Origin of the sequence: Streptococcus caledonicus, from assembly GCF_042656225.1 — a bacterium.
GTDB classification, from domain to species: Bacteria; Bacillota; Bacilli; order Lactobacillales; family Streptococcaceae; genus Streptococcus; species Streptococcus caledonicus.
Genome location: NZ_JBHSOJ010000012.1, coordinates 1 through 638 on the forward strand (window position 1 = coordinate 1; position 638 = coordinate 638).

General features: G+C 44.4%; 1 protein-coding gene. It reads right to left on the reverse strand.

What is annotated here, in order from left to right; genetic code table 11:
- The coding region (locus ACFPQ3_RS01540) for an IS30 family transposase (protein ID WP_380433493.1) at positions 1-638 on the reverse strand (638 nt) is incomplete at both ends.

The window sequence follows — 638 nt, forward strand, 5'->3', positions numbered from 1 at the left end:
TTTAATCAAGCCTTGGACTGCCTCGTTGATGGTTTTGGCTTCCTTATTAGGCAATTTACAAGCTAAGGCAAACCGTGTCTGACGTTCCACCAAAGTCATGACAACAGCCTCTCCCTTAGTCTTTTTCCCGAGAACCAAGTCAATCTCCCAGTGACCAAATTCAGAGCGGTTGTTAACTGTTTCTGGGCGTTCTTCGATGGATTTTCCAAGCGTCTTCTTATTGACCGTGGTTTTAGTCCTAGTCCGTTTTCTGATGCTCACCATCTTAGGTAAATCGATTGGCTTGATAGAAATAAGACCCGATAAAATGTAGCGATACACTGTCTTCGTTGAAGGGACAATTTCTGTCGGATGTTTCGCTTTGTATTCTTGGACAAAGGTATCCACACTATGACGAGGAATCTTGGCCTTTACGGCTTCTTCGAGCTTGTTAAAGAAAGTCGGAGAGCACTGGTCTAGTTTCAGATAGACACTGTGCTTTCGATTGTCTTCGTAGACACGTTGACCGCTATCGGCGAAATAGGATGGATAATAAGTCCGTTTGCCATTCTTATCCTGAACTTGCGTTACTGTGCCACGCTTAATCTCACGAGTAATGGTAGAACGGTGACGATTGAGTAAACGTGCAATCTCAGCGG